The sequence below is a fragment of the Flavobacterium paronense genome (genome assembly GCF_030409795.1).
GTDB classification, from domain to species: domain Bacteria; phylum Bacteroidota; class Bacteroidia; order Flavobacteriales; family Flavobacteriaceae; genus Flavobacterium; species Flavobacterium paronense.
The window spans coordinates 1,164,134-1,188,963 of the sequence record NZ_JAUFQN010000019.1 but is presented as its reverse complement, the minus strand read 5'-3'; the positions used below and the strand labels follow the sequence as shown (position 1 = coordinate 1,188,963).

Sequence of the window (24,830 nt, the reverse complement as noted above, 5' to 3'; positions counted from 1 at the left end):
GGTTTTTTAAATGCTAACCTAAAACCATGCCAAAACAAATAATACTAATCCTCCAACTCCACCATAAAGCTATTCAAAAACGCTACTGAATTCTCAATGTCGTAATGTAAAATTCTGTCTTCTTTAACCAGAGGCACAACAACTCTGAAGGATTTCAAGAACATTTCAATAAATTCACTTGATTGCAATGGACGTCTAAATTCTATGGCTTGAGAAGCATTCATTAATTCTATAGCCAAAATTCTCTCAAGGTTCTCCATAACTTTTAAGCATTTTGTAGCAGCATTTGCCCCCATGCTTACGTGATCTTCCTGTCCGTTTGAGGAAACAATGCTATCAATGCTTGCTGGAGTAGCCAATTGCTTATTCTGACTGGCAATACTTGCAGCAGTATATTGTGGAATCATAAACCCTGAATTCAATCCTGGATTGTCAATTAAAAAAGCCGGTAATCCTCTTAAACCTGAAATAAGTTGGAATGTTCTCCTTTCAGAAATACTACCCAATTCAGCTAATGCAATCGCTAAAAAATCTAGAGCTATCGCAAGAGGTTGTCCATGAAAATTACCGCCGGAAACAATCACATCGCTTTCAATAAATATATTAGGATTATCAGTAACCGAATTGATTTCTGTTTTAAATACTTTTTTTACATAATCAATTGCATCTTTTGAAGCACCATGCACTTGTGGGATACATCTAAAAGAATATGGATCTTGCACATGTGCTTTTTGTTGGACAATAATTTGACTGTCTTCCAAAAATTGCTTCATTCGTTTAGCCGTCATTATCTGTCCTTTGTGCGGACGAATAAAATGAATTAATTCATCAAAAGGTTCTATTCTTCCATCAAATCCTTCTAAAGAAATTGCCGAAATAAGATCTGCAAAATAAGAATATTTGTTCGCTTTTATCAAGATATAACTTCCATAAGCACTCATAAACTGTGTTCCATTCAACAAAGCCAAACCTTCTTTAGACTGCAATACAATGGGTTGCCAATTAAACTTCTTCAAAACTTCGGAAGCTGGTACTTTTTTACCTTCAAAATTCACATCGCCTTCGCCTAATAATGGTAAGGATAAATGCGCCAACGGAGCTAAATCACCACTCGCACCTAACGAACCTAAGGTGTAAATTACAGGAAGAATATCATTGTTATAAAAATCTATTAATCGTTCTACAGTATTTAATTGAACACCGGAATGTCCGTAGCTTAAAGACTGTATTTTCAGTAATAACATAATCTTTACGATTGCTGAAGGCACTTCATCTCCGATACCACAAGCATGAGATTTAACGAGATTCTCCTGAAGATAAGACAAATCTTCATTGGAAATTTTCACATTACACAACGAACCAAAACCAGTATTTATACCATAAATTGGTTTATCATTGTTGGCCATTTTTTTATCTAGGTATTCTCTGCATTTTTGAATATTTATTCTTGCCTCTTCAGAAAGCGAAAGCGATTTGTGTTGAGAGACAATTTCTTGTAAAGTCTCTAATGTCAATACTTCCGAACTGATATAATAAGTGTTTTCCATTTTTAGTTTGCAAATTGTCATCAAAAATCTGTAAACAATAGTTAAAAAACAAGTTTTGCTACTAGTATTTATTGAGAATTTAATAATGAAAACCCCTCTAAACTGGAAAAAAGTATGTTTTTTTAGGCTACTATCCATATTACTACGATTTTAATAAAAATGGAACTAATCCTTTTTTACTATTCAAAAAGTAGTATTTTTGAAAATTATGTGGAATAAAAAAAATACATTTTCTTCAGCAACAGCAACTAATTTATTAGTTGCAATTACCATTGCTACCACATCAACTACAACCCCAATTGGGGTATACTGTTTCATATAATCCTTATTCATGGACTTTCATTTAGAAAGACAATAATTCATAATTCACAACTCATAATTCAATCATGATAGTATTAAAATTTGGCGGAACATCAGTAGCCAATGCAGCAAATATTTCAAAAACAATAGCAATTGTAACCAATAAAAGTAAAGAAGATAAACTGGCCGTTGTGGTTTCTGCTTTTAGTGGTGTAACCGACTTACTAATCTTAGCAGGTAAAACTGCGGCGGCAAAAGACAAAAATTACAAAGAAATTGTTAGCCAAATTGAAAAAAAACATAAAGATGCCATCGCCGAATTAGTTCCGTCAAGCGAACAAAGCGAAATCATTGAAACGATAAGCGATCAAATCAACCACTTAAAAACATTGCTTGATGGCTGCTTTCTCTTAGGAGAAATATCAAACAGAACTGCTGATATTGTGGCTGGTTTTGGCGAATTATTATCTTCTCAAATCATTGCAGTTGCATTGAAACAAAAAGTGAGTAACTCCACTTTTAAAGACAGTCGTGAACTTATCAAAACAGATTCCAACTTTGGAAAAGCAAGTGTGGATTTTGGTGTAACCAATAAATTAATTGCCGATTATTTTAAATCCAATACCTATCAAGTAGTTTTATTTCCTGGTTTTATTGCTTCTTCTTTAGATGGTAATACAACAACTCTTGGTCGTGGTGGCTCTGATTACACAGCGGCAATACTAGCTGCTGCGGTTAAAGCAACCGTTTTGGAAATTTGGACCGATGTAAACGGAATGTTTACTGCCAATCCAAAGATTGTAAAACAAGCCCAACCTATAGAAACTATTTCTTATCAGGAAGCGATGGAGTTGTCCCATTTTGGTGCCAAAGTACTTTATCCGCCAACAATACAACCAGTATTGAAAGATAGTATTCCTATTTTCATCAAAAATACTTTTGAACCTGAAGTTTACGGAACCTTAATTTCTAACAATCCCAACGCGTCTACCAATCCTATTAAAGGAATTTCACATATCGACAATATTGCATTGCTAACACTTGAAGGTCCAGGAATGATTGGTGTTGCCGGTTCGTCTAAACGTTTATTTGAAGTGCTTTCGCAAGAAAGTATCAACGTGATTTTTATTACCCAAGCTTCCTCAGAACATTCTATTTGTATCGGTATTTTAAATGCTGATGCAGACAGAGCCAAAACTGCCATCGATAAAACTTTTGAAATTGAGATTGCTCAAAACAGAGTAGATCCATGTATCGTAGAAAAAGACTTATGCATAGTAGCTTTAGTTGGTGAAAACATGAAAAACCACCAGGGAATTAGTGGTAAAATGTTTAGCACTTTAGGAAAAAACAATGTGAATATTAGAGCCATAGCACAAGGTGCATCAGAAAGAAACATCTCTGTAGTTATCAATGAAAAAGACGTTAAAAAAGCACTCAATACCTTGCACGAACGATTCTTTGAAGACAATACCAAGCAATTGAATTTATTTGTGATGGGCGTTGGAAATGTAGGTGAGAAATTCATAGACCAAATTGCTCAACAAAAGAAATTCTTAAAAGAAAACCTAAAAATCAACCTTCGTGTGATTGCTATGTCAAATTCAAGAACAATGGTTTTTGACGAAGAAGGAATCAATTTAAAAGACTGGAAAACGGCTCTATCCGAAGGCGAAAAAGCAAATGTGGAAAGCTTCATTGCCAAAGTAAAAAGCCTCAACTTACGCAATAGTATTTTTGTTGATATTACCGCAAACTATGATATTGCCGGTATTTATGATAAGTTCTTAAGTCAAAATATTGCCGTAGTAACGTGTAACAAAATTGCCTGTTCTTCTGAATATAATAATTATAAAACGCTCAAAACACTTTCTAGAAAATACAACGCTCCTTTCCTATTCGAAACGAATGTTGGAGCCGGATTACCTATTATTGACACACTAAAACACTTAATAGCTTCTGGTGATAAAGTGAACAAAATTCAAGCGGTTTTATCAGGAAGTTTGAACTTTATTTTTAATAATTTTAGTGAAACTTACAACTTCCATGATGTAGTTAAAGAGGCAGGCGTTCAAGGATTTACAGAGCCTGACCCAAAAATTGATTTAAGCGGAGTTGATGTAGCTCGAAAGATATTAATCCTTATCCGCGAAAGTGGTTACCAGATGGATATAGAAGAAATTGAAAACAATTGTTTCCTGCCAAAAGAATGTATGGACACAACTAATAATGAAGATTTCTTTAAATCATTGACCAAACACGATGACCATTTCAACAAGCTATTAGCAGAAGCTAAATCGAAAGATTCTCGTATAAAATTCGTAGCCAAATTCGATAACGGAAAAGCATCAGTTGGCTTGCAATTCATCCCGAAAGAAAGTCCGTTTTATAACTTAGAAGGAAAAGACAATATCGTAGAATTCTACACGGATAGATATATTGACCAACCTTTAATTATAAAAGGTGCAGGTGCAGGTGCTGCAGTAACAGCTTCAGGTATTTTTGCTGATGTAATCCGAATTGGAAATGTATAATGAATTATGTGATTATAAAAAAACAGCTTAATAATTAAGCTGTTTTTTTTATCTGTTTGGATATTTTGATACAGGTTTATCATCTTTAAAATCACCTTCATAAATTAGTTTGTTATTTTTATCATAACATCGTCCGAAACCTTCTAGCATATCTTCTTTCCAACCCCCTATATATTTTTTAGAATTTGGACAATTTCTTATTTCGTATTTATCAAAAATAATAAATGTTCCCAAGCCGTCACGTTTTCCATTTTTAGTATATCCTATGTATGAAGAAAATTTAGTTGCATGTGTACGATAACCAATCTTTTCATTATCCTTTTCCCAAGTCCCAATATATTTATATCCATCTTTTGTAATATAAGTTCCATGCCCATCTTTTTCATCATTTTTCCATGATCCTGAGTATGTATCTCCATTAGCATAATTAATTGTTCCATTACCGTTAAATAAATTATTTTTAAATTCTCCTTCATATTTATCTCCATTTTTATATTTATAAGTACCAATCCCATCACAAACTCCGTTTTTAAAATTTCCTGTATAACTATCTCCATCTTTTGAAATTAATGTTCCCTTTCCATTAAATTTATTATCCTTAAAAAAACCTTTATAATTATAATCTTTAGAAGTAAGGATTCCATACCCATTTAATTTATCATCTTTAAAATTTCCTGTAATTTTTCCTCCTGATTTATCTGTAACAATTCCATTTCCTACTCTATAGCCATTTTTCCATCCTCCTGTATATTTTTCCTCAATAAATGTTCCGGTTCCTTTACCATTTGGGATGTTGTTTACTGTTTCTCCATAATAAGAAAATTTTGTTCCGTCTTTGCTAACCAAACCAAACAATTGTTTTATAATTATTTTATCAGTTTCTGATTTATTAATTGTGTCAGAGTTATTCAGTGTATCTTTTACTTTTGGAACTTCTATTTCTGTAGTATCCAAAGGAAATGTATTTATTACTTCTTCTGGTTTTTTAAATTGGTAATTATAAGTAACCATAGCCAATATTACCAATACAACTAATGCTGAAATTCCAATAATAATTATTTTGTTTCTCCTTTTTTGGACTTCTTTTTCTCTTTCCTTCTCCTTTTCTATTTCCCTTTCGCTTACTCTTTCTCTATCCTTTTCTTTTTCTTTCTTTACAAGCTTTACAACCTCTGGTTTAATAGGTTCAATTACTTCATTATCATTTTCTGGTAAAGAGATTTGTTTTTCAACTTCATTTACAACAAGGATTGGATTTTGAATATTTGTAGAGTTTATTGCTTCCAATAATTGACTCAACCCTTTCTTGTAATCTAAAGTAAAATCAATATGCTGAAGTCTTCTTAATCTGAAGGGTGCTTTACAATCATTTAAAAGAACAGGGATTATTTTTTTGTTGTTTTCTAAAGCATAAGATACCTCATCCATTACGTTATTAGAAGCCACAGAAGAAGCTGAAAGTATTACAATCATTCTATTTGCTGAATTCAAAGCGTCTTCAATAGAAGCATCCCAGTGAGTTCCACCTTTTATATCTAATTGATCTATCCACAATTCAATTCCAGATTGTCGAAGATCTTTCGCTAATTTCAATGCAAAATTAGAATCTACCCTTGAATAACTAAAAAATATTAAATTCTTTTCCATCATTAAAAAATATAAAATGCTATCACTTTCTTCACCCAGGTAGTTTTTTATGAATTATAACTTTGCTTCCATTTCTTTTTCATCATATCGTATTGCCCAATCACTATTCTCTATTTCTAGCGTGTTTCTTAGTTCTTTTGATACTATTTCAAAATCTGATTCATTATTACATTTCAAGACTTTCTTTTTAATTTCTTCTAAAGCGTTAATTGTTTTATTTGATATTACAATATTTCTTTTCCATTCACTAAAATATTTTACTCCCTCAAACGCTGCATAGATAGGAGGCAAAATAATCCATAAAAATTTAAGAATAGTAATATCAAAATGAATATGAAAAAAATGAAGGCTTTCAATAAACAAAATCAAAGCAACATTCATAAAGAAAATATATTTTATTGATGTTAGTGCTTTTTCAATATTTTCATTCCTTTTATGAAATAAAGAAACTCTTGATAAATGATAATTAATTTGCTCTTGAGCTAAGCTCCATGTAATCCTTTTAGCGTTTGATAAGTTTTCTACTCTAGTTAAATTAGAAGTTAGTTTGCTTTCAATATCAAGAATTTCTTGGCTAGGACTATAATCAATTTTCTCTAAAACTGGTATTGGTATTCCAGAATCTTTATACCAAATTAACAATCTTAAATATTCTGCACCTCTTCGTTTATCTAAAAATACTTTCTTCCATTTTTTTGCATAAACGGCCAATAGTATAAATGAAATTGTTAAAAATAGTGCTTCACCTATTGATAAATAAAATTTATTACTTTCTTCAATTGGAAGTGTTAATGCAATAGCAAAACAGAAAACAGCTAATAATCCAGAAATTATTCCGCCAAACCAAGCTAATTCAAACCTTTTCTTCTTATAAATTTTCGCTTCATCATCAAGTTTCTCAAATGTAGATTTAACTTCATCTTTTTCAATTTCTTTAAAACTTTTTATGTTTTTTTGACCATTTATTATGTTTACTTGCTTCTTTTTAGACATAGCATATTCAACTATATCGCCTGTCCCACCAATACCATTAGATGGTTTACCGTCCCAAACTGCTAAAATAATATCAGATTCATCTACAATAAACTTACCTGTTTCCAAATAGGAATTATTTCTTTCAACAGGATGATTGCCTTTTAAATTAAAGACTGATTCGTAATTATTGTTTTTTAAAAAATCCTCTAGTGTTTTTAAATCTGATTCATGAAAATCTTTTTTAAACTCTTCATTTTCAAAAGGCAAGATAATTCGTAATGGTATATTTTTACTTTGTGCAACTTGAGCAAAAATTGTATCGGCACCAATAGCTAATGATGTAATCGCTATTAATTCATCATCTAAATTTTTATAATAATCAAAAAACAAAGATATTCTATCTTTTACGTCTTTTGTATTTACTAAATTTCTATGCCCAGTAATACCTATTTTTAACATAACTAATTACTTGTCAATTGATAAAATGATTTTTTACTACATAAAATTTATACATTAAAAAAGTTTAAGATTAATAAATTTTAGAAGATTATACTTAACAAACATAGAAACAAATATTTATAATTCAAAACAATTCTTAGGTGCTATTATTCAAAACAATTATTCTCTAAATAATTTTACTAGATTTGCCTTCAGTAAAATTAAAGTTCATTTATTGCACACAAACAATTATTTTTTTTTATGATGAACGAAATCAAAATATTCTGTCCTGCCACTATCGCCAATCTCAATTGCGGATTTGACGTAATGGGGTTGTGTCTAGAAGGTATTGGTGACGAAATGATTATTAGAAAAGTTGCTGAAAAAGGAATTAGAATCACCAAAATTATCGGCGCCGATTTACCTCTCGAAACCGAAAAAAACGTAGCCGGAGTTGCTGGTTTAGCCTTATTGAATGCAACACAATCCGACTTTGGTTTTGAAATAGAAATCTATAAAAACATAAAAGCCGGAAGTGGCATTGGAAGCAGTTCTGCCAGTGCAGCCGGAGCGGTTTTTGGCATCAACGAACTCTTGGGCAAACCGTTTACCAAACACGAGTTGGTCTATTTTGCCATGAAAGGCGAAGTCGTTGCCAGTGGCAGTGAACATGCCGATAATGTAGCGCCTTGTGTATTGGGTGGTTTCACTTTGGTTCGCGGTTACAATCCGTTAGATGTGATTAAGATTGAAAGTCCAAGTGAGATTTATGCTGCCGTTTTACATCCTCATATTGAAGTGAAAACTTCGGATGCGCGCGCCGTTTTAAAACCTGAAGTTTCACTTAAAAATGCGATTACCCAATGGGGAAATCTCGGCGGATTAATAGCTGGTTTATATTCTAAAGACTACGAACTAATCGGACGATCGCTTAATGATGTAATTGTTGAACCAGCCAGAAAACATTTGATTCCGAATTTTGATGAAGTTAAAAATGCAGCGTTGCAAAATGGTGCGTTAGGTTCTGGAATTTCGGGTGCTGGACCATCCATATTTGCCTTATGCAAAGGAGAAAATATTGCAAAAGCTGTGGCCAAAAGCATGAGTGATGCATACGCAGTTACGGGAATTCCTTTTGATATTCATATTTCTAAAGTGAATGATGAAGGAACAAAATTAATTACCAATTAAGAATTACGAATTAGGAATTATGAATTACTATAGCCTAAATAATAAATCACATAAAGTTAGTTTTCAGGAAGCTGTTGTTGCTGGATTAGCGCCTGACAGAGGATTATATTTTCCAGAGAGCATTTCACCTTTAGCTGATTCTTTCTTCGCTAACATAGAGCATCTTTCACATGAAGAAATTGCTTTTGAAGCCATTAAACAATTCGTTGGTGATGAAATTCCGGAAGTCGAGCTTAAACGCATTATTAGCGAGACTTTATGCTTTGATTTTCCGTGTGTGCCGGTAGAAGAGAATGTGTTTTCTTTAGAGCTTTTTCACGGACCAACTATGGCGTTTAAAGACGTTGGTGGCCGATTTATGTCGCGTTGCCTTGCCTATTTCAACAGAGATAAAGATATTAAAAACACAGTTTTAGTAGCCACTTCCGGTGATACTGGCGGTGCAGTTGCCAGTGGGTTTTTAGGTGTTAAAGGTGTAGAGGTTATCATTCTCTATCCGTCCGGAAAAGTGAGTGATATTCAAGAAAGACAATTGACAACCTTAGGTCAGAATATAAAAGCTTTGCAAGTTGACGGCGTTTTTGATGACTGTCAGGATATGGTAAAAAAAGCATTCCTTGACGAAAGTTTAAAGCATCTGAATCTTACTTCTGCTAACTCAATTAACATTGCGCGTTGGTTGCCACAGATGTTTTATATTTTCTTTGCCTACCAACAATTAAAAAAACACAACAAACCAATCATTTTATCTTGCCCAAGCGGAAACTTCGGAAACATTTGTGCCGGAATTATGGCAAAAAAATTAGGTTTACCAATAGCTCATTTTGTAGCTTCCACTAATGCTAACGATACCGTTCCAAGGTTTTTAGAAAAAGGAAACTATGATCCAAAACCATCAATTGCTACAATTTCCAATGCCATGGATGTGGGTAACCCAAGTAATTTTATTCGTATCCAAGAGTTATACAATCATAATTTAAGTGAATTTGAAAAGGACTTTTCATCCTATAGTTATACTGATGCTGAGACCGAAATCGCTATCAAAGACATTTACAACCGAACAAAATACATAGCCGAACCTCATGGTGCTGTAGGTTATCTGGGTTTGAAAAAGGAAATGGCAAAACAACCTAACAGTGTTGGTGTCTTTTTAGAAACTGCACATCCCATAAAATTCTTAGATACCGTTGAACCTTTATTGGACTTAAAACTACCTATTCCAAAACAAATTGAAAGCGTGTTAGGAAAAGAAAAAGTTAGCACTCGAATCAAAACGTATGAGGAATTTAAATCCTTTTTGCTAAGCTAAATTATTCTTACATTTTTGTAACTGTATAATCTTCAGTGTTTATAAGACGATACTGTAAAAAAACGCTGTTTTTTTGTTCGACCTTTGTTCGGGTTTCGTTCGGGTTTTGTTCTAGGTTGTGGTACCCTTTTGGGCCTTTTGCCGAACAAAACTAGAACATGACTAGAACAAAACTTTTATTCTTACAAAAAGAGCTTTCAAAACAATAGCATTTCTATTATATTTGTTTAAAATCTAACCAATGAAAAAAATTACTTCACTCCTTGCCTTATTTCTTATCCTTTCATCTTGTGGCGTAAAACAAACTCGGGAATTACTAACTTCCGGCGAGTATGATGCTGCTATTAGGAACGCTGTTGATGGTTTACGTGGAAATAAAAATGCTAAAGGCAAACAAGATTATATCTATCTATTAGAAGAAGCTTTTGCTAAAGCTAAAGAGCGCGATTTACGTGATATCAATGGTTGGTTTAAAGATGCCAATCCACAGAACTTAGAAAAAATATACAACACTTACGTTCAGTTAAATTATCGTCAAGAAGAGATTCGACCACTTTTACCTTTGAAGTTACTAAAAGAAGGACGTGATGCTCAATTCCCTTTTGATGATTATTCGGATCAAATTGTAAGTAGTAAAAATGCCTTGTCAAAATACCTTTACGACAATTCTAAAGCATTATTGGTAACAAAAGACAAGCTGACGATTCGCCGTGCTTATGATGATTTGGTGTATTTAGAAAGTATTAATCCCGGATTTAAAGATGTAGCCAAACTAACCGATGAAGCTAAATTTAAAGGAACCGATTTTGTAAATGTGTATACCAAAAACGAAACGAACATGGTTATTCCGGTACGTTTAGAAAATGATTTATTGGATTTTAGCACCTATGGATTGAATGATAAATGGACCGTATACCACAGCAACCGTCAAAAAGGAATTGACTACGATTATGGTTTGATTGTAAACTTCCGTCAAATTAATATTTCACCCGAACAGGTAAAGGAAAAACAATTTGACAAAGAAAAACAGATTAAAGATGGCTTGAAAAATCTTTTGGATGCGCATGGCAATGTAGTAAAAGACAGCTTAGGACAACCTATAAAAGTGGATAATATGAAAACAATTCGCATCAGTATTTATGAGTTTTCACAAATAAAATCATGTCAGATAAATGCCAAAATAGATTTTATCAACTTTAAAACCAACCAGCTAATTGAGACTTTCCCAATAAGCAGTGAGTTTGTATTCTCTAATATTTATGCTACTTACAAAGGCGATAAACGGGCCTGTGAAGATACTTATTATACAAATTTCGACAAAAGAGTTGTTCCTTTTCCAAGCAATGAACAAATGGTTTTTGATACCGGAAACGATTTAAAAGCAAAACTTAAAGATATTATTATAAAGAATAAATTCAGAAGATAAAGTATACCATCATGCTTCATTCCATTCCTATTGCTAAGAGAAATACTATTCTAACCCGAATGGCAGCATTGCTTGAGCAAGAAAGAGCCAATATTAAGCTAGTGAATGTAGAAGATAGTGTTAACTATTCAGGTGCTGATTTGGCCATGAGAAAAAGGCTTTTGGTAGATGATGAAAAAATAGACGGGATGATTGCTTCCTTACAGCAATTAGTCGGTCAGGAAGATCCTATTGGAAAGCTTTTATATAGTTTCACTCCAGAAAACGGGATGAAAATTCAAAATAAAACGGCCTCCTTTGGAACGATACTTATTATCTATGAATCAAGACCCGATGTTACAGTAGAAGCAACAGCTATTGCATTTAAATCAGGAAACAAAATTCTGCTAAAAGGCGGCAAAGAATCGTTACGCACTAACCTGAAAATTGTTAGTTTGTGGCACCAGGCTTTATCAGATAATGACATTCCAAACCATTGGATTAGCTATTTAAATTTTGACCGAAACGAAACGCAACAATTTTTAGAACATCCTTCTCAAAAAGTTGATTTAATTGTTCCCAGAGGTGGCGAAGCGTTAATTGACTTTGTAAAAAAACACGCCACTTGCCCGGTAATCGTCAGCGGAAGAGGAAATAATTTTGTGTATGTAAATCAAGAAGCTGATTTAGATAAAGCTTTATCAATTATTATTAATGGCAAAACATCAAACATATCCGTTTGTAATGCTTTAGATAAAGTTTTAATTGATACTACGCTGCCTAAATGGGAAACCTTTGCTAAGAAAGTGGTATCAGAGTTGCAACAAAGAAATGTCACTGTTTTAGGCGATGCTACTATTGCACAAGTAACCAACGTACTTCAAATTGAATCAGATGCTATTTGGCATGAAGAGTTTTTAGACTATAAAATTGTAATCGGAACGGTTAATTCTAATCAAGAAGCAATAGCTAAAATCAACAGGTATTGTGGCGGACATTCCGCTTCCATCATTACAAAAAATGATTTACTTGCCAATGAATTTATGGAAAATATTGACGCAGCGGCTGTCTATCAAAATGCTTCAACCCGTTTTACAGATGGAGGACAGTTTGGACTAGGTGGTGAATTGGCTATTAGTACAGACAAGCTTCATCAACGTGGACCATTAGGCTTACAACATTTGGTTACTAATAAATGGTATATTTACGGCGATGGACAAATCAGATAAAAAGAGAATTCTTTTAAAATTAGGGAGCAATACTTTAACCAAAGAAACCAATCATATTTCGAGAGGAAAGATTGAAGATATTGGGATGCAAATCGCTGCTTTAAAAGACAAATACGAATTTGTAATAGTAAGTTCGGGTGCGATTGCTGCCGCTAAACAATTTGTAAAATTAGAAAGTCAGGATAAAGAAGTATTTGTAAAACAAGCGTTGGCTTCTATTGGTCAACCGCATCTGATGCGTATTTATCAAGAAAACTTTAGCGATTTGGGTTTACTCATTTCTCAGTGTTTATTATCCTACTCCGATTTTGAAAAGGAACAATCTAAAGTCAATATCGTAAACACCATAAACGTATTATTGAAAAACAATTACATTCCAATCATTAATGAAAATGATACGGTTGCCACCGATGAAATTCAGTTTGGTGATAATGATAAATTGGCGGCACTAACGGCTGTATTATTGCATGTTGATATATTAATCATTGCCACTAATACTAACGGAATTTATACAAAAGCTTCCATCAATAATGACATTCCTGAAACCATTTCGATAGTAACTGATTTAAAAGCATTAGAAAAAGAAGTTGGTGATACAAAATCCTCGCATGGAACTGGTGGAATGCAATCTAAAATTGAAGCAGCAACCATTGCTAAAGAAGGTAAAATAGAGACCTGGATAGTAAATGGGTTGGAAGATAATTTTATCCTGAAAGCTTTGAACAAAGAATCAAAGTTTACTAAAATAGTGTAGCCCTACTGCTGTTTTTAAATAAATGCTGCTAATTTCTCAACCTCAATACTTTCGTGAGAAGCAGTATAAACCGCTTTTCCCTCTTTAATTACGATAACTTGCGGCGATTGATGCTGTACTTCAAACCGACTGGCTATCGCATTAGAAATATCTCTATGCGCTAATAAATCCAGGAAGTAAGGAATAATTTTGTCCTGCAAATCAAACTCGTTTTCAAATTGTTTCAACACCATTCTACTGATACTACAGCGGGTGCTGTGTTTAAAAATAACAACCGTTTTTTCTGTAGATACATTTACAATTTCATTCAACTGCCCTAAATCGGTTAGTTGCCTCCATCCTACTTTTGAAACCGATTGATTTTCTTCATTAGCACCAAACATATTCTTTAAAAAACTCATAATTGTCTGTTTTTGAGACATTTTGTCTTGACAATATGATAGAAATCATATAATAAAAGACAATTTGTCTGTAAATTTATATTGGAATGTATATTGACCATTCGTTTCCAAAGTTAGAAAACTTTAAAAGATATCAAACAATTTTAACAATATACACCTATAACAATGAACTTAAATAATTTAACCATCAAATCGCAAGAAGCGCTGCAACAAGCACAGCAAATTGCACAAAGTTTTGGTCAACAACAACTTGAGAACGAACACATCTTTAAGGGAATTCTAGAGGTTGATGAAAACGTAACGCCATTCATTTTGAAAAAACTAAATGTGAATGTCGATTTATTTAAAAAGATATTAGACAGCACTATTCAAAGTTTCCCAAAAGTTTCGGGTGGCGAAATCATGTTGTCTCGCGAAGCTAACAATGCTTTAACTGAAGCTAATATCATTGCTAAAAAAATGAACGATGAATATGTTGCTGTCGAACATTTAATTTTGGCCATATTCAAGTCGAAAAGTAAAGTAGCTCAAATTTTAAAAGACCAAGGCGTAAATGAAAAAGGATTAGAATCAGCAATTGCCGAAATTAGAAAAGGCGAACGTGTAACTTCTGCTTCTGCTGAGGAAACCTATAACGCTTTGAACAAATATGCTAAAAATCTAAACGAATTAGCCCGTCAGGGAAAACTTGACCCTGTTATTGGTAGAGACGAAGAAATTCGAAGAGTGCTGCAAATACTAACACGTCGTACTAAAAACAATCCTATGCTAGTTGGAGAACCGGGTGTTGGTAAAACAGCTATCGCCGAAGGTTTAGCACATCGAATCGTTGATGGTGACGTACCTGAAAACCTTAAAGACAAAGTCGTTTATTCACTCGATATGGGTTCGCTGATTGCCGGTGCCAAATACAAAGGTGAATTTGAAGAAAGATTAAAAGCCGTAGTCAAAGAAGTTACTTCTGCTGAAGGTGATATTGTATTATTCATTGATGAAATCCACACACTTGTTGGAGCTGGAGGTGGTGAAGGTGCTATGGATGCTGCCAATATTTTAAAACCTGCTTTGGCTCGTGGTGAATTAAGAGCAATTGGAGCAACAACATTGGACGAATATCAAAAGTACTTCGAAAAAGATAAAGCATTGGAACGTCGTTTTCAAAAGATTATGATTGACGAACCCGATACTGAAAGTGCTATTTCTATTCTACGTGGAATCAAAGAAAAATATGAAACACATCACAAAGTTCAAATAAAAGACGAAGCGATAATTGCAGCTGTTGAACTTTCACAACGTTATATTACCAATCGTTTTCTGCCTGATAAAGCCATTGACTTAATTGATGAAGCGGCTTCAAAATTGCGAATGGAAATCAATTCAAAACCGGAAGAATTAGATGTTTTGGATAGAAAGATTATGCAATTGGAAATCGAATTGGAAGCTATTAAACGGGAGAACGATGAGAGCAAGATGAAAGCACTACGAATGGATTTGGCAAATCTAAAAGAAGATAGAAATGAGATTTACACCAAATGGAAATCAGAGAAAGACGTAGTGGATAACATCCAACTGGTAAAAACTGAAATTGAAGACTTTAAATACGAGGCCGAACGTGCTGAACGCGATGGTGATTATGGTAAAGTTGCTGAAATACGTTACGGAAAAATCAAAGAAGCACAAGAACGTTTGGATAAATTTCAAAAGGAATTATTAGAAAAGCAAGATGGAACTTCATTGATAAAAGAGGAAGTAACTCGGGAAGATATTGCTGAAGTAGTTGCTAAATGGACTGGAGTTCCAGTGATGAAAATGTTACAAGGCGAAAGAGAAAAGCTTTTAAAATTGGAAGATGAATTGCACCACAGAGTTGTGGGACAAGAAGAAGCGATTGAAGCCATAAGTGATGCGGTTCGTAGAAGTCGCGCCGGATTACAAGATATGAAAAAACCAATTGGAACCTTCTTATTTCTGGGAACAACCGGAGTTGGTAAAACCGAATTAGCTAAGGCATTAGCCGAATATTTATTTGATGATGAAAACGCTTTAACGCGTATCGATATGAGTGAATACCAAGAACGTCACAGCGTAAGCCGTTTAGTAGGTGCTCCTCCAGGATATGTGGGCTATGATGAAGGTGGACAATTAACCGAAGCCGTGCGCAGAAAACCGTATTCTGTAGTGCTGTTAGATGAAATTGAAAAAGCCCATCCTGATACTTTTAATATTTTATTACAAGTGTTAGATGAAGGACGATTAACGGATAACAAAGGACGATTAGCCGATTTCAAAAACACGATTATCATAATGACTTCCAATATGGGAAGTGCCATTATACAAGAAAAATTTGAAAATTTGAAAGGTGGAATTGAAGCCGCTACCGAAGCCGCAAAAGCAGAAGTTTTGGGCTTGTTAAAACAAACCGTTCGTCCTGAGTTTATCAATCGTATCGATGAAATTGTAATGTTCACGCCATTGACTAGTGCAAACATTAAAGAGATTGTAGGCTTACAGTTGAAAAGCGTTATTAAAATGTTAGCGCATCAAAACATTACATTAGATGCAACGCCGGAAGCTATTGAATATTTAGCACAGAAAGGATACGATCCTCAGTTTGGAGCTCGTCCGGTAAAAAGAGTTATTCAAAGAGAAGTACTTAACCAGCTTTCCAAAGAAATTCTGGCAGGAAAAGTAACTACAGATAGTGTCGTCCTTTTAGATAGTTTTGATGGGCAATTGGTTTTTAGAAATCAGAGTGAACTAGTGTCCTAAGTTTAATAGAGATAATCTGTTTTAATTAAAAAGCCTAATAGTTAATATCCTATTAGGCTTTTTAATTCTATATTTTTAAACTAATTAGTCGTGGTGATCTTCCATTTCTGTAGCATCATCCAAATCGTCATTAAGTTGTTGCGCTAATGCGTTATTTCCGTCAGTATCGTTTGGACCAATTTCAATAGTTCCGTTTCCGTTTCCATCAACAGCGCTTGTTAAATCAACACTGCTCAATACTTGGTTTAAGTCTATATTGATTATCAAATCAAATGAACCATTGCTAACCACTAAGTTTTGAGCCGCATCATGATAATCAATTTCGAATTCGCTTTCGAAGTCATGCCAATAAACAAAAGGTGTTCCGTTTATAGTTCCTCTGATTTCCATTGTTTTATTGTACAAGTCGGAAGTGCTAACTAAACTTTTATTTAATTTGAACTTTACTTCTTCGTAGGTTCCGTTTGCAATAGTTACAGTAGTAAGCGGTGCGGTTTGGTTAAGCAAATCTAATTCCCATGGACCGTTTAATTGTGTTTCATCATCTCCGTTATACATGCCATCATGATTATCATCTCCGCCATTACCATGGTGATCTTCTTCTTCGCTACCTTCTGCAACTTGAAATTCAATTTCTTTGATGTTTATTTTAAAACTTGTTAATACTACACCGCTCGTAAGAGGAGATAGCGTTACATTCGTTTTTGATGGATTAGTATAAGTAGCCTTACCAATTATAGTCATTTTATTGGTACTTGAACTACTATCACTAGAGCAAGAGGTAACCATTATAAATAGTACCATAATTCCGATTAATGCTTTTAAGCTTTTCATATTATTTTATTTTAAATTTATAGTGGAGTAACAAGTCAATGATTCCTTACCCTACTTTAATTACTTATAATTTTCCTTCTTTAATCTCATCTACAATCTCAGGATTTAATAAAGTTGAGGTATCTCCAAAGTTACTAAAATCACCTTCAGCTATCTTACGTAATATGCGACGCATGATTTTTCCGGAACGTGTTTTTGGGAGATTAGACACAAATTGAATTTTATCTAGTTTGGCAATAGGACCAATTTGGTCTGAGATTAATTGGTTGATTTCTTTAGCCAAATTGTCTTTGTCCCTGCTTTCCCCTACTTCTTTAAGAATGACAAAACCATACAAGGCATTCCCTTTTATATCGTGAGGAAAACCAACTATGGCACTTTCAGCAATAGCCGGATGCTCATTTATAGCATCTTCTATAGGCGCCGTACCAAGATTGTGTCCAGATACTATAATAACATCATCTACTCTACCTGTAATTCTGTAATACCCAACTTCATCGCGTAAAGCGCCATCACCTGTAAAATATTTGCCTGGGAATGCTGTAAAATAAGTTTCTTTATAGCGCTGATGATCACCCCATATTGTTCTGGCAATAGATGGCCATGGAAATTTAATACACAAACTTCCTGTAACCTGATTGCCTTCAATTTCGTTACGCAATTCATCCATTAAAACCGGTTGAATTCCTGGTAATGGTAAGGATGCATAAGTTGGTTTTGTTGGTGTTACAAAAGCCACCGGAGAAATCATAATACCTCCCGTTTCGGTTTGCCACCAAGTATCAACTAATGGACATCGTTTACCACCAACGTGATCGTTATACCAATGCCAAGCTTCTTCGTTTATAGGTTCACCTACTGAACCAATTACGCGAAGTGATTTCAAAGGAAAGCGTTGCACATAATCCAGACTTTCTTTGGCTAAAGCACGGATGGCTGTTGGTGCAGTATAAAACTGTGTGATTTTATGTTTTTCGATAACTTCCCAAAAACGACTAAAATCAGGATAAGAGGGAACACCTTCAAAAATAACGGTTGTGGCACCATTTAAAAGCGGTCCGTAAAGGATATAGGAATGTCCGGTAATCCAACCAATATCTGCAGTACACCAAAAAATATCATTTTCTTCGTAGTCGAAAACATTTTTAAATGTATAAGCCGTATACACCATATAACCGGCTGTAGAATGTACCATTCCTTTTGGTTTTCCGGTAGAACCCGAAGTATAAAGTATAAATAATGGATCTTCTGCATCCATGATTTCGGCAACGTTATTAGGAATAGCAGCATCAAGCAATGGTTGCAACCAAAGATCACGACCTTCTTTCATTTTCACTTCTGTGTGAGTTCGTTTTACTACCAAAACTTTTTCAACACATGGTGTTTTCTCTAATGCTTCATCAACAATTCCTTTTAAGTCAATAGATTTATTTCCGCGATAACTTCCGTCCGATGTAATGACCATTTTACATTCGCAATCATTAATTCTTGCGGCAACAGCTGAGGCAGAAAATCCGGCAAAAACTACTGAATGCACAGCACCGATTCGAGCGCAGGCTAAAGTTGCAATGGCTAATTCGGGAATCATGGGTAAATAAATACAAACTCTATCACCTTTCTCCACACCTTGGTCACGCAGAACATTAGCCATTCTAGCCACTTTATCATAAAGTTGATTATAAGTAATATGGAGTGCTGCTTCATCGGGATTATTAGGTTCAAAAATGATAGCTGTTTTATCTCCACGACGTGCTAAATGCCGGTCGATACAGTTTTTGGTTATGTTCACTTTAGCATCGACAAACCATTTGAATTTGGCTTCTTGAAAATTCATCTCAAAGACCTTCTCCCATTTTTGATACCAGGTAAAGTTTTCATCTGCAATTTTATCCCAAAACTTTCGGGGTTCACGAACAGACTTATTGTACATTTTGAAATAATGTTCCAGGTTGTTTATTTTGTAGTAGCTCATTGTAAATCTAATTTTATTATCATTTTGTTATGTAAATATAAATATTCTATTGAAGTTTAGTTAAATTTTATTGCTAAATAACTATAGTTAAGCGTAAAGAAAATAGGCTAAGCAGTTTTCGGGAATAACTTCTGTTTTCTATGTTCTGTGCCCTATTTTTTTTATTTGAAAGAACCAATCTTTGCTATTTCCAATACTCCTTTTACTTCATCAATAATAGCTTCATCATCAATGGTTGATGGGATTTGGAAATTCTCACCATCAGCAATGCTACGCAATAATTTGCGCAATATTTTTCCGGAACGTGTTTTGGGTAATCGTTCAACTATTACTACATCTCTCAAGGAAGCCACAGCACCGATTTGTTCTCTTACTAATTGTACAATTTCATATTGCAATTGAAAATGTTCTATCGTTTCGCCATGTTTGCTGACGACCAAAGCCAGTGGAATTTGTCCTTTTAATTCATCGTTAATGCCAATTACGGCACATTCCGCAACGGCATGATGTGAAGCCACTATTTCTTCCATTTCGGCTGTAGACAAACGGTGACCTGCCACATTAATTACATCATCTACTCTGCCTGTTATGAAAATATAATTATCTTCATCAATATAACCGCCATCACCAGAAAAGTAATAACCTGGATATTTATTCAAATAGCCCGCTTGAAAGCGTTCGTTATCGTTCCAAATATCTAATAATGTTCCGGGAGGCAAAGGCAGTTTTATGACTACATACCCTTCTTCATTGGGGCCTAATTCTTGTCCTTCTTCACCAAGAATTTTAATATTATAACCCGAAACGGCTTTTCCTGAAGAACCTGGTTTTATCGGTAGATATTCGACACCCATCATATTGCATATCATGGGCCAGCCCGACTCCGTTTGCCACCAATGATCGATTGCCGGAACAGGAATGTGCTCTCGATACCATTCTAAAGTAGCCACATCACAACGCTCGCCTGCTAAGAATTGGGTTCTTAAACTTGACAAATCGTATTTTTTTATAAACTCACCGTTGGGATCTTCTTTTTTGATGGCGCGAATAGCAGTTGGAGCTGTAAACATTACGCTTACTTTGTGTTCCGCAATAACTCTCCAAAACGTACTTGCATCCGGAGTCCTGATAGGTTTGCCTTCGAAAACTATAGTTGTATTTCTATTAATTAATGGTCCGTAAACAATAAAACTGTGACCAACTACCCAACCTACATCGGAAGCGGCCCAAAAAACTTCTCCTGGTTTGACACCATAAATCTTTTCCATGGAGAATTTTAAAGCTACAGCATAACCACCGGTGTCACGAACGATTCCTTTTGGTTTACCTGTGGTGCCTGATGTATATAAAACATACAATGGATGTGTAGTTTCTACCGGCACACATTCAGCTTCCTCCGAACCGTAAACTAATGCATCATAATCGACATCATATTTTTTGAACGGAATTCTGGCTCCTAGTTTTCTGTTTAGAATAACAACTTTTTTGGGTTTGTGTGTTGCCAATGCAATGGCTTCATCTACTAAAGGCTTGTAAGCGATTAGTCGGTCGATTTCAATTCCGGAGGATGCAGTTATTATTATTCTTGGTTTACAATCATCGATACGTATTGCTAATTCATGTGGGGCGAATCCACCAAAAACAACAGAATGTGTTACACCTATTCGGGCGCAAGCCAACATAGCAAAAGTTGCCTGCGGAATCATAGGCATATAAATAATTGCTGTGTTTCCTTTTTTTAAACCTAATGACAATAAGCCTCCTGCTAATCTTGCCACTTCAGATTTCACTTCGTTGTAGGTATATTTTTTTACCGTTTGCGTAACCGGTGAATCGTAAATGATGGCAATTTGGTCACCAAAACCATCGTTAATATGTTTGTCTATAGCTAAGTAGCAAGCATTTAAATTTCCGTCTTTGTACCATAACGGATAACCTGTTTCATCAGCTGATAGTATTTGTTGCGGTTTGGTATACCAATCTATTTCATTGGCTTGTTCTGTCCAAAATTTCGCTGGATTTTGTATACTTTGATTGTATAATTCTTGATAGTTCATTGTTATTTTTCTATAGTTGTGAGTGTAGTTATGAAATCCATTTCAAAAGAAAAAGACAAAATAGCATCCCATAAATGTTTATTTAAATTTTATCTTTCCAGTAATTGGTTTACTTGTTCGACAACTTTTTTAAGTGAAAAAGGTTTGGTTAAATAGGCATCTGCGCCAAGTGCCATTCCTTTTTCGATGTCGCTTTCTTTATTTTTGGCTGAGAGAAAAATCACTTTGCAATGATTGAGTTTTTCATTCTTCTTGATTTGTTGAATGGTTTCAAATCCGTCTACCAAAGGCATCATGATATCGAGTATGATTATATCTGGGAACTGTGTTTTTAAAATATCCAAAGCTTCCTGACCATCACGTGCAATATACACTTCAAAGTTGTTTTTTTTGAAAGTATACTCGAGCGACATTACAATATTAGGTTCATCGTCAACAATTAAAATCTTTTTCATATATGTGAAATATATTTGTTAGTGGTCATATATGATATCGCCTTTTTATTTATTGGCATTTGCTTGCGCAAACTTGTTGTTAATGGCGATTTCATGGTTAATGCTTTATGGGTAATGTAAAACTTAAACAAGCGCCACCTGTGGTATTATTGGTTGCCCAAATTTTCCCTTTGTGGAGTTCTATAATTTGTTTGCAAATGGCTAATCCTAATCCGCTACCTATAGGTTTTTTGAAATTCTGATTGGTTGACTGATAGAATTTATCAAAAATAATATCAAAATCATTTGCATTGATGCCTTTTCCGTTGTCGCTTACTTCTACCTGAACATAATTGGATTTGTCATAAACAGCTACAGAGATTAACCCATTACTTTCGGGACAAAACTTAATGGCGTTAGAAATCAAATTGGTTACAACCTGCACAATTCGGTCTTGATCAAAATCAACTTTCAAGTTGTTATTTCCTTCTATGTGAATATGAATGTTTTTATTAGCTATCAATTGTTGCAAAGGTTCGATGGCATTTTCAATTGTTTCTAAAACTTTATACAATCCAACGTTTGCCTTTTGGCGTCCCGTTTCAAATTTTTCCAAATCCAAAATCTTATCAATCAGTCGGTTTAATCGGTCCGATTCGGATATAATATTTTGTAAAAACTGTTTGCGTAATTCTTCAGGGATTTCGTCATCATCGTACAAAATTTCACTCGATGCTCTAATGGCGGTTATTGGTGTTCTTAATTCGTGTGTGACAGTATCTAAGAATTCATCTTTTTGTTTGTCTTTTATCATCAACGAAGCATTGGCATTCTGTAATTTTGCTGAGATTTCCTTAAGTTCGTTTGAGGTTTCTGTCAATTTTTTATTAATGATAATATTCTCTTTAGATTCTTCCAAAATCTTTAAGACCTCGGGTAATGTAATTTTCTCTTCTTTGACTACACTCGAGATTAAAATTTTGGCGGAAGCAGTGCCAATGTGACCCGTTAAAAGGTTTTCTGAAAACTTAATCAAGCGTGCATCGGCTAGTTCGGCGTCTTTGTCAATATTATATTTTAAATTAAAAATATTCATGGCACGCTTGGTTCTTACTTCTCCCAAGAATTTAATCAGTACTTTTTCGATATCAGTTCTGTAGGCAGTTCCTTTCCATACAAAAGCATTTTCGTGCATCGCGATGTATTTGTTGATATCCAAAAACATTTCAGCATAGTTACGTTCGCGATAGTTTCCTTTGAAACTAACAGAAACGGCTACATAAGTCATGAAATTAAAAAACAAACTCCAAAACAACGCTTGAGGTACAGGTTGAAGATAATCTAGTCCGAATAATTGCAATGGTTTTAATAACTTTATTCCAAATAAACCTTCCGTTATAAATGAGGTATTGGACGAAGTTATTCCTAAAGCATATGGCACAAGCAAAGTATACAAACAAATCACAAAACCTACAATTAATCCAGATACAGCTCCTGTTCTGGAACCTCTTCTCCAGAATAAGGCACCGAAAAAGGAAGGCGCTAATTGGGCAATAATTACAAAAGCTATTAATCCAATAGAAAACAAGCTGTAATCTAAACCAAAATAGCGGTAGATGAAATAAGCAATTATAATTAAGGAGAAAATTCCAATTTTTCGGATATTGACAATCTTTTTGTTGATAGTCGATTGTTCGTTATTTTTTAATCTTCCCAACAAGCCATAAGGAATAATCAAGTTGTTACTTACCATGGTGGAAAGTCCGATAGAAGAAACAACAATCATTGAAATGGCCGCTGAAAATCCACCAAGAAAAACCATAACTGTCAATGTTTTGTTTCCAAAAAACTGTGGAATTAATAAAGAATACGTATCAGAATTGACAGTTTGTCCTTCGAATAAAATATTACCGCCCCAAGCAATTGGATACACAAAAATATTGAACAGCAACAGGTACAAAGGAAACAACCAAATCGCAGTATTCACATGGTTTTCTCTATTGTTTTCGATGACTGATACTTGAAATTGTCTCGGCAATAAAAAGATGGCAAACATAGAAAGCAGGCACAGGAAAAACCAATTGATAGCTTGTGGCAAACCGCCAATGGTATTCTTTTCATGGAAGTTTTCCAAGAGCGATGCTTTCGCATAAATATCATTAAACCCATCAAAAACAAAGAACGTAACATATACTCCGATGATGATGAAGAAAACCAACTTCAGGACGCTTTCTAAAGCTACAGCGGTGACAATTCCTTTTCGTTTTTCTGAAGCATCTACATAACGCGTTCCGTAAATGGAAGAAAAAAAAGCTAAAGCAAAAGCCACATAAGTTGTACTATCTTCAAAAACATTTGAACTCGACTTCGTATTGGTAACCAAATGAAACGTTTCGGATATTGACTTTAATTGCAAGGCGATATAAGGAAGAATTCCAAACAAACAAACTATCGTAACTACAGCCCCTAAAAAACGACTGTTGCCATAGCGCAGTGAAATAAAATCAGCAATACTAGATATTTTATTTACTCTTGATATTCTGATAATTTTCTTGAGAATCACAATCCACGCTGGAGCGATAATTATAGGGCCTAAGTAAATCGGCAAGTAACTCAAACCTGAATTCGCTGCCACTCCAATGCTACCATAGTATGTCCATGCAGTACAATAAACAGCTAAAGACAACGAATAGATATATGGATTATTTGTCCACTTTGAGTTTTCTTTTCTCTCTGCCCAATGCGCAATGATGAAAAGAATTCCCAAATAAAAAGCTAATATGATTAATAAAAAGAAACTATTCATTGTAGCGCTTTATGATGACAAAAGAAAGCAAAACAGAAGACAGCCAAACCGAAAAAATGTAAATATAAATTACAGGAAAACCCATGACACATTGCGAACTGTCAAAAAGAAGCAGTATTGGAATGTTTAATCCAATCAACAGTACCATTGATATAATTACTAATTTTTGTTGGTGTCTTTGTTTCATAGCATTTAAAACCAAAAGCCCTTAAGAAATTAAGAGCTCTT

18 protein-coding genes are annotated in these 24,830 nt (G+C 34.3%); 7 read left to right on the top strand and 11 right to left on the bottom strand.

The window, feature by feature from the left end; translation table 11 throughout:
* Positions 1-44 precede the first annotated feature (44 nt).
* Positions 45-1,547: a histidine ammonia-lyase gene (hutH, locus tag QWY90_RS06475; RefSeq protein ID WP_290285061.1), complete on the bottom strand. Its 1,503-nt coding sequence runs from the start codon at positions 1,545-1,547 to the stop codon at positions 45-47.
* A 183-nt stretch (positions 1,548-1,730) separates the two neighbouring features.
* Complete coding sequence (locus QWY90_RS06470; protein WP_290285060.1) at positions 1,731-1,880, bottom strand: hypothetical protein; 150 nt, start codon at positions 1,878-1,880, stop codon at positions 1,731-1,733.
* A 53-nt stretch (positions 1,881-1,933) separates the two neighbouring features.
* Here QWY90_RS06470 and thrA point away from each other — a divergent pair, with 53 nt between their 5' ends.
* The gene (gene thrA, locus QWY90_RS06465) at positions 1,934-4,381 is read left to right on the top strand and encodes a bifunctional aspartate kinase/homoserine dehydrogenase I (RefSeq protein ID WP_290285059.1); all 2,448 of its coding nucleotides are present in this window, start codon (positions 1,934-1,936) and stop codon (positions 4,379-4,381) included.
* A 48-nt stretch (positions 4,382-4,429) separates the two neighbouring features.
* Here thrA and QWY90_RS06460 read toward each other — a convergent pair whose 3' ends face one another.
* Both QWY90_RS06460 and QWY90_RS06455 read right to left on the bottom strand, forming a co-directional pair.
* Positions 4,430-6,028 carry a TIR domain-containing protein gene (locus tag QWY90_RS06460; protein ID WP_290285058.1) on the bottom strand — a complete coding sequence of 533 codons (1,599 nt, stop codon included), beginning with the start codon at positions 6,026-6,028 and terminating at the stop codon, positions 4,430-4,432.
* A 54-nt stretch (positions 6,029-6,082) separates the two neighbouring features.
* Positions 6,083-7,462, bottom strand: coding sequence for a hypothetical protein (locus tag QWY90_RS06455; protein ID WP_290285057.1), 1,380 nt, complete (start codon positions 7,460-7,462; stop codon positions 6,083-6,085).
* 243 nt (positions 7,463-7,705) lie between these two features.
* On the opposite strand from QWY90_RS06455, the gene QWY90_RS06450 reads away from it, so the two are divergent.
* From QWY90_RS06450 to proB, 5 genes are all read left to right on the top strand, one after another.
* Positions 7,706-8,632 carry a homoserine kinase gene (locus QWY90_RS06450; protein WP_290286944.1) on the top strand — a complete coding sequence of 309 codons (927 nt, stop codon included), beginning with the start codon at positions 7,706-7,708 and terminating at the stop codon, positions 8,630-8,632.
* Between the two features lie 19 nt (positions 8,633-8,651).
* Positions 8,652-9,941, top strand: a complete 1,290-nt coding sequence (gene thrC, locus QWY90_RS06445) for a threonine synthase (protein ID WP_290285056.1) — start codon at positions 8,652-8,654, stop codon at positions 9,939-9,941.
* A gap of 241 nt (positions 9,942-10,182) precedes the next feature.
* The gene (locus tag QWY90_RS06440) at positions 10,183-11,367 is read left to right on the top strand and encodes a hypothetical protein (protein ID WP_290285055.1); all 1,185 of its coding nucleotides are present in this window, start codon (positions 10,183-10,185) and stop codon (positions 11,365-11,367) included.
* 11 nt (positions 11,368-11,378) lie between these two features.
* Positions 11,379-12,575, top strand: a complete 1,197-nt coding sequence (locus tag QWY90_RS06435; RefSeq protein ID WP_290285053.1) for a glutamate-5-semialdehyde dehydrogenase — start codon at positions 11,379-11,381, stop codon at positions 12,573-12,575.
* Positions 12,559-13,329: a glutamate 5-kinase gene (gene proB / locus QWY90_RS06430; RefSeq protein ID WP_290285052.1), complete on the top strand. Its 771-nt coding sequence runs from the start codon at positions 12,559-12,561 to the stop codon at positions 13,327-13,329. Before QWY90_RS06435 ends, proB begins: the two co-directional genes overlap by 17 nt.
* Positions 13,330-13,343: 14 nt before the next feature.
* Here proB and ytxJ read toward each other — a convergent pair whose 3' ends face one another.
* Positions 13,344-13,730, bottom strand: a complete 387-nt coding sequence (gene ytxJ / locus QWY90_RS06425) for a bacillithiol system redox-active protein YtxJ (protein WP_290285051.1) — start codon at positions 13,728-13,730, stop codon at positions 13,344-13,346.
* 165 nt (positions 13,731-13,895) lie between these two features.
* Here ytxJ and clpB point away from each other — a divergent pair, with 165 nt between their 5' ends.
* Positions 13,896-16,499, top strand: a complete 2,604-nt coding sequence (gene clpB, locus QWY90_RS06420; protein WP_290285050.1) for an ATP-dependent chaperone ClpB — start codon at positions 13,896-13,898, stop codon at positions 16,497-16,499.
* A gap of 84 nt (positions 16,500-16,583) precedes the next feature.
* On the opposite strand, the gene QWY90_RS06415 is transcribed toward clpB, so the two are convergent.
* The 6 genes from QWY90_RS06415 to QWY90_RS06390 form a co-directional block, all read right to left on the bottom strand.
* Positions 16,584-17,333: a hypothetical protein gene (locus QWY90_RS06415; protein ID WP_290285048.1), complete on the bottom strand. Its 750-nt coding sequence runs from the start codon at positions 17,331-17,333 to the stop codon at positions 16,584-16,586.
* A 64-nt stretch (positions 17,334-17,397) separates the two neighbouring features.
* A complete protein-coding gene (acs, locus tag QWY90_RS06410) occupies positions 17,398-19,305 on the bottom strand; it encodes an acetate--CoA ligase (protein ID WP_290285047.1) in 1,908 nt (635 codons plus the stop codon).
* Between the two features lie 161 nt (positions 19,306-19,466).
* Positions 19,467-21,362: an acetate--CoA ligase gene (locus tag QWY90_RS06405; RefSeq protein ID WP_290285046.1), complete on the bottom strand. Its 1,896-nt coding sequence runs from the start codon at positions 21,360-21,362 to the stop codon at positions 19,467-19,469.
* A gap of 89 nt (positions 21,363-21,451) precedes the next feature.
* Positions 21,452-21,817: a response regulator transcription factor gene (locus tag QWY90_RS06400; RefSeq protein WP_290285045.1), complete on the bottom strand. Its 366-nt coding sequence runs from the start codon at positions 21,815-21,817 to the stop codon at positions 21,452-21,454.
* 97 nt (positions 21,818-21,914) lie between these two features.
* Positions 21,915-24,602, bottom strand: a complete 2,688-nt coding sequence (locus QWY90_RS06395) for an ATP-binding protein (protein WP_290285044.1) — start codon at positions 24,600-24,602, stop codon at positions 21,915-21,917.
* Complete coding sequence (locus QWY90_RS06390) at positions 24,595-24,789, bottom strand: hypothetical protein (RefSeq protein WP_290285043.1); 195 nt, start codon at positions 24,787-24,789, stop codon at positions 24,595-24,597. Before QWY90_RS06390 ends, QWY90_RS06395 begins: the two co-directional genes overlap by 8 nt.
* Positions 24,790-24,830: the final 41 nt, after the last annotated feature.